Origin of the sequence: Caballeronia sp. BR00000012568055, from assembly GCF_029439455.1 — a bacterium.
GTDB lineage: Bacteria > Pseudomonadota > Gammaproteobacteria > Burkholderiales > Burkholderiaceae > Caballeronia.
Window position 1 is genome coordinate 1 of the sequence record NZ_JAQFVG010000272.1, and the last position, 5,425, is coordinate 5,425.

Sequence of the window (5,425 nt, forward strand, 5' to 3'; positions counted from 1 at the left end):
CGGGGTTTGGTAAAACCCCATTGCCTCGGTAAGGATGTGGAAATGGAAAGGACTGGTTTGAAAATTTCGGCTGATGAGTTCCTATTCGGCCGAGGGTTGAAGTTGGAAGATTATTTCATTGAACAAAGCCCGGTGTCCGAAATGCTTTGTTATAGGAACGCGGAAGGGCGCGAGTTCGATTTGCCGATAAATGATTCTGAGCTATCCGCGGCCGTGCTCACTCGTTTGAAAAGCTTAGGGGTTCGTATAGTGAGACTAGGCTAATCAATGCACCAAGGGCCGCGTTTGCGGCCCTTAGTGTTGTTACTCGCAGGTGATGGTGAGTTTGCCGTGCTCAACGGCGACTTTTACACGCTGCCCGGCGTGAAACCCGGCGTGCTCGATCCATCGTCCGGCAAGTCTGATCCACGGAAAGAAAGGCGGATCAGTGCGTTTCTTGAAGGGTTGGATCGGAGTGCGGCTATCACGCCGGGATTGCTGAATGGTCACGAACCGTTCAGAAACGGTTGGACGTGCTTTAAGATTGGCGTTAGCTGCCATATCAACTCCTGAGGCCAATCGATGAGTGGTCAGCGGCGCGCGAGTGCCGGTAACCCTCACGGGCCGCGCTTCTTCGAACGCTGCTACGTTTGTTTCACCTTCCTTCGCAACTGACTGCGCTCGATGAACGCATCGATCAGTTGCAGAATCTGCCGCTTCTCAGTGGCATCGAGTTTCTCTATTTGCTGCAAGCGCCGTTCGAGGCGTGAGGTTCCGACCTTTGCAGGGCGTCGCGGCTGTGCGGTGCCCAGCAGCACATCCGCTGATATGCCGAGTACCTTCGCCATTTCTGGCAGCAGGTGCGCGGGCGGCATGGCGTCGGGCGCTTCGTAGTAGGCAATCATGCGCTGTGAGACGCCGATCGCGGCAGCAAATTCCACTTGTGTGTAACCCGCATCCTTGCGCAACTTCGCCAGCCGTGGCCCGAAGTCGGCGGAGGATGTATTGCGTTGTTTGAGCATGATCGCACCATCGGATGAGACTTGATGCGGCGATGGTATGAACGAAGCCTTTGAAATCTATCAGCAGAATTGTATCGACGGCCAAACGCAGTTTTGTCCATGGCGCGGCGGCCAAATCGAATGCGACAATAAAGTTCACTTGCCGGAGTAAGAAAAATATGCCGCACGCCCCGCAATTACTCGCCTTCGCTCTCGTATCGATTGGTATGGCGCTTACGCCGGGACCGAACATGGTGTATTTGATTTCACGTTCGATTTGTCAGGGCCGCGTCGCCGGTCTCATATCGCTTGGTGGCGTGGCGCTTGGCTTCGTGTTTTATATGCTAAGCGCAGCATTTGGCATTACCGCTTTGCTGATCGCTATTCCCTTTGCCTATGACGCTTTGCGTTTCGGCGGCGCGCTTTATCTCCTTTGGCTCGCGTGGCAAGCAATAAAACCCGGCGGACGCTCACCGTTCCAGGTGCGCAATCTACCCGCCGATAGCCCGCGCAAACTCTTCACGATGGGCTTCGTCACCAATCTGCTGAATCCGAAAATTGCGGTGCTGTACCTGTCGTTGCTGCCGCAATTTATCGATCCCACGCGCGGCAGCGTGCTTGGACAATCGCTGGTGCTGGGTTCAGTACAGATTGCCTTGTCGATATCGATCAATTGCCTGGTCGCGATGACGGCGGGCACGATCGCCATATTTCTCGCGAATAAGCCTAAGTGGTTGCTGATTCAACGCTGGCTGATGGGCACCGTGCTGGCAGGTCTCGCGCTAAGAATGGCGACGGAAGCGCGTCGATAAAATAAGGGCTGGCTTTGTCTTTGCTACGCAGTCAAGGTCCCTGCAAAGCAGAGCTAAAGATGCCAACCTTGCGCCTGATCCTTGGCGACCAGCTTAACCCGCAACATAGCTGGTTCGCCACGCGCGATTCCAACGTGCACTACGTCATGATGGAAGTGCGTCAGGAAACGGATTATGTGCTGCATCACGCGCAGAAAATCATCGCGATTTTTGCAGCCATGCGCCATTTTGCGGATGCGTTAAGCAAGAAGGGCCATCGCGTTCACTATCTGTCCATCGACGATAAGCAAAACGAGCATTCGATTCCCGCGAATCTCGACGCGCTTATTCAACGCTATAAAGTCGATCGATTCGAATATCAGGCGCCCGACGAATGGCGGCTCGATCAGCAACTCGCGCGCTATGCGAAAGCCTTGCCGATCGACACCGCAATGCACGATTCCGAGCATTTCTACACCGCACGCGATGAAACCGCACGCTACTACAGCGACCACGGCCACAAGCAATGGCTGATGGAACATTTCTATCGGCATATGCGAAAACTGCATGGCGTGCTGATGGAAACCGAAGACCGGCCCGCAGGCGGTCAGTGGAATTTCGATCACGATAATCGCAAGGCATGGCACGGTACGCCGGCAGCGCCCGATGATTTACGCGCGCATCGCCATAACCATCAAGCGCTGTGGAAGCAAATTGTCGATGCGGGCGTAAAGAGTTTTGGCACGCCGCATGAATCGCACATACCGTGGCCGCTCGATCGCGCCGAAGCGCTTAAGCAACTCGAACGTTTTATCGATGAAGCCTTGCCGAATTTCGGTGCATGGCAGGACGCAATGAGCACGCACGAGCCGCGTTTGTTTCACTCGCTGCTTTCGTTCGCGCTCAATACGAAAATGTTGAATCCGCGCGAAGTGGTGGACGCGGCGGAAGAGGCGTATCGCGCGCATAAAGCGGATTTGCCCGCGGTCGAGGGCTTCATCAGGCAGATCATTGGTTGGCGTGAATATGTGCGCGGTGTGTATTGGGAGAATATGCCGCGCTATGCCGAGAAGAACGTGTTCCGCCATAGAAAGCCACTGCCCGCATGGTTCTGGACGGGCGATACCAACATGCGTTGTCTCGCGCACGCGGTCGGGCAATCGCTGGATGAGGCGCATGCGCATCATATTCAGCGGCTGATGATTATCGGCAATTTCGCTTTGCTGGCGGGGCTTTCCGTGCAGGAAGTCTGCGACTGGTACTTAGGCGTTTATGTCGATGCCTTTGAATGGGTCGAGTTGCCAAATACGCTAGGCATGAGTCAGTTTGCCGATAACGGATTGATGGCGAGCAAGCCGTATGTATCGAGCGCGGCGTACATCGACAGGATGAGCGATTACTGCAAGGACTGCGCGTACGACAAAAAGAAGCGTACGGAAGACGGTGCCTGTCCGTATAACGCACTCTATTGGGATTTCTTTGCGCGTAACGAGGCTAAGCTTGGACGCAACCATCGGCTAACGATGGTTTATAAGCAACTCGAACGTATGCCCGAAGAGGAACGCGCGGCTATTGCCAAGAAAGCGCGCGCGTTGAAGTCGGCCTTAGACGATCTTTAGTGCTCCGCAATAGCTACGTCGCGTTCAACTGCGTGATACGCGTCGCCATTCTGCGCACCAAACGCAAGCGCAAAACTCGATGCCTGTTTGCCAACCGTGCGAAGTTGTTCCACGACCTTCGGGTCGGAGCACGTATCGGCGGATTCGAAGCGTGTTTCCAGCGTGTTGATGGTCGCGCCGAACGGTGTCGGCCAGCCGCGCAAGGCGTGCACGATCGATCGCAATGAGGTGAGCACGGTACCTGCTGCCTGCCATCCATAAGCCGTCACGATACTGCCAACCGCGCGTCCATCGAGATAGGGACGCTCGTCCTGACGCAATGCTTCCAGCGTATCGAGCGCGTTCTTTACCAGCCCGGAAATGCCGCCGTGATAACCCGGCGTCGCGATGATGAGCGCATCCGCCGCGCGCACGGCCTCGATCAGTTCATGCTGCTCGTCGGTCAGCGTGCCCGATTCGGGCGCGTAATGCGGCAGGCTATGCAGAAACGCGCCGCCGAACAACTGCACGCGCGCGCCGGCTTCCTTTGCGCCGCGCAGCGAAAACGCGAGCGCGCGTTCGGTCGAGGATTCCGGCCGCGTCGTGCCACCGATACCGACGACCAGCGGCGCACGCGATGAATGGCTTCGGGACAAGATTGCTACTCCTTGAATATTGGGCGGCCGCATCTCGCTTAGCTAAGCCTTTTAGCTAAGCGAGACTAAGCGAGACTAAGCGAGACGCGGCTTGAGATCGATTATCTTAGCGAGCGAACGCGCGCGTTTGAACGCATTTATTCCGCTAAGGATATTCAATCGGCGCTTATTTAGATCAGGGAGAAGTCGAATCGGCGCGCGCGGGCGGGACGCTTTGCGGCGCACATTGTTCGATGATGAACGCGTCGTCATCCGCCAGCGTTTCGGCATGATCCGCCACTGCATGGCTGCGCCGCCAACTTGCGGGCGGCATGCCGAACTCACGTTTGAACGCGCGATTGAAAGCCGCTTCCGACTCGTATCCTACGTGCTCCGCAATCGCCGCGAGCGACCGCGTGCCGTTGCGCAACTCTTGCGCCGCGATCTGCAATCGCCAGCGCGCGAGATATTGCATCGGCGGCTGGCCGAGTAATTGCGTAAAGCGCTGCGCCAGCGCTGAACGCGATAAGCCGACCTTGCGGGCGATTTCATCGACAGTCCAGTTGTGGGCAGGTTGCGCGTGCAACATGGCCAGTGCGCGGCCCACGAAGCGATCGGCCACGCCTGCGAGCCAGCCGCGCCGATCCTCCGGCAAGGCATCGATACAGCGTCGCACCGCTTCCACGAACAGCAATTCCGATAAGCGCGCCAGCACGATCGCGCTGCCCACGCGTCCCTCGGCCGCTTCCACCGCCGCGAGTCTGAGCGACGATTCGAGCCACGCGGATTGTGGATCGTTGCGCATATCGACCTTGAACAGACGCGGCAGCGCGGATAAAACCGGGTTGGTCAGCGTATCGTCACAGCCGAGAAATCCGCAGATGAGTCGCGTGCGCGGTTCGCTGCCGCCGCCGTAATCGAGCTTCATTACATCGCCCGGTGATGTACGCAGATAAGTCGATACCAACACTTCCGCAGGCGCAGGTTGATGTTCGAGCGAACTGCCCATCAGGTGCGCTTCGCCTTGCGGCACGACCAGCAATTCACCTGCATCGACACGAATGGCGGACGCAAGATCATCCGACAGCGCGGCCCAACAACTTCCTTCGGTGACCAAATGATAAGACACGATGCGTTCCGCGCGCGGCAGCAAGGTCACGCTCATTTCATGCGATGGCTGACCGACTACGCACCACGGCGAAGTGAATTCGCCATTTAGATAAACCGCGCCGCTTAAGCGCACATGACGCAGTACATCGGAAAGCGCATCCATAAGTCAATCCGGCAGATTCGGCGTCCTGCGCAAAATAACTGGACGCTCGGTCATTCCTTCAAACGGCTTGCGTGCCGATACTAGCACTCACGCACTTTCTCAACAACGAAACGGAGATCGAGATGAGTCAGGCGAATGTGTATCACGG

At 56.9% G+C, this 5,425-nt stretch carries 7 protein-coding genes; 3 read left to right on the forward strand and 4 right to left on the reverse strand.

Features of this window, described 5'->3' with window-relative positions; all coding sequences use genetic code 11:
- Positions 1-264 (forward strand): hypothetical protein (locus tag P7F28_RS16845; RefSeq protein WP_277185664.1); only part of this gene is annotated, 264 nt, incomplete at its 5' end.
- 39 nt (positions 265-303) lie between these two features.
- Here P7F28_RS16845 and P7F28_RS16850 read toward each other — a convergent pair.
- A complete protein-coding gene (locus tag P7F28_RS16850; RefSeq protein ID WP_277185665.1) occupies positions 304-540 on the reverse strand; it encodes a SymE family type I addiction module toxin in 237 nt (78 codons plus the stop codon).
- 83 nt (positions 541-623) lie between these two features.
- Entirely contained in the window at positions 624-1,001 is a 378-nt protein-coding gene (locus P7F28_RS16855; protein WP_277185666.1) for a helix-turn-helix domain-containing protein, read from the reverse strand.
- A 158-nt stretch (positions 1,002-1,159) separates the two neighbouring features.
- Here P7F28_RS16855 and P7F28_RS16860 point away from each other — a divergent pair, with 158 nt between their 5' ends.
- Both P7F28_RS16860 and P7F28_RS16865 read left to right on the forward strand, forming a co-directional pair.
- Positions 1,160-1,792: a LysE family translocator gene (locus tag P7F28_RS16860; protein WP_277185667.1), complete on the forward strand. Its 633-nt coding sequence runs from the start codon at positions 1,160-1,162 to the stop codon at positions 1,790-1,792.
- A gap of 59 nt (positions 1,793-1,851) precedes the next feature.
- Positions 1,852-3,390, forward strand: a complete 1,539-nt coding sequence (locus P7F28_RS16865) for a cryptochrome/photolyase family protein (RefSeq protein ID WP_277185668.1) — start codon at positions 1,852-1,854, stop codon at positions 3,388-3,390.
- Here the strand turns inward: P7F28_RS16865 and P7F28_RS16870 are convergent.
- Both P7F28_RS16870 and P7F28_RS16875 read right to left on the reverse strand, forming a co-directional pair.
- A complete protein-coding gene (locus tag P7F28_RS16870) occupies positions 3,387-4,058 on the reverse strand; it encodes an NADPH-dependent FMN reductase (protein ID WP_277185669.1) in 672 nt (223 codons plus the stop codon). The two genes, P7F28_RS16865 and P7F28_RS16870, sit on opposite strands and share 4 nt — an antisense overlap.
- Positions 4,059-4,200: 142 nt before the next feature.
- Positions 4,201-5,277, reverse strand: coding sequence for an AraC family transcriptional regulator (locus tag P7F28_RS16875; RefSeq protein WP_277185670.1), 1,077 nt, complete (start codon positions 5,275-5,277; stop codon positions 4,201-4,203).
- Positions 5,278-5,425 lie beyond the last annotated feature (148 nt).

Bases quoted from the DNA above. Each gene is read 5' to 3' on its own strand.
- P7F28_RS16850 (WP_277185665.1), bottom strand. From the start codon at position 540: ATGGCAGCTAACGCCAATCTTAAAGCACGTCCAACCGTTTCTGAACGG.
- P7F28_RS16855 (WP_277185666.1), bottom strand. From the start codon at position 1,001: ATGCTCAAACAACGCAATACATCCTCCGCCGACTTCGGGCCACGGCTG.
- P7F28_RS16860 (WP_277185667.1), top strand. From the start codon at position 1,160: ATGCCGCACGCCCCGCAATTACTCGCCTTCGCTCTCGTATCGATTGGT.
- P7F28_RS16865 (WP_277185668.1), top strand. From the start codon at position 1,852: ATGCCAACCTTGCGCCTGATCCTTGGCGACCAGCTTAACCCGCAACAT.
- P7F28_RS16870 (WP_277185669.1), bottom strand. From the start codon at position 4,058: ATGCGGCCGCCCAATATTCAAGGAGTAGCAATCTTGTCCCGAAGCCAT.
- P7F28_RS16875 (WP_277185670.1), bottom strand. From the start codon at position 5,277: ATGGATGCGCTTTCCGATGTACTGCGTCATGTGCGCTTAAGCGGCGCG.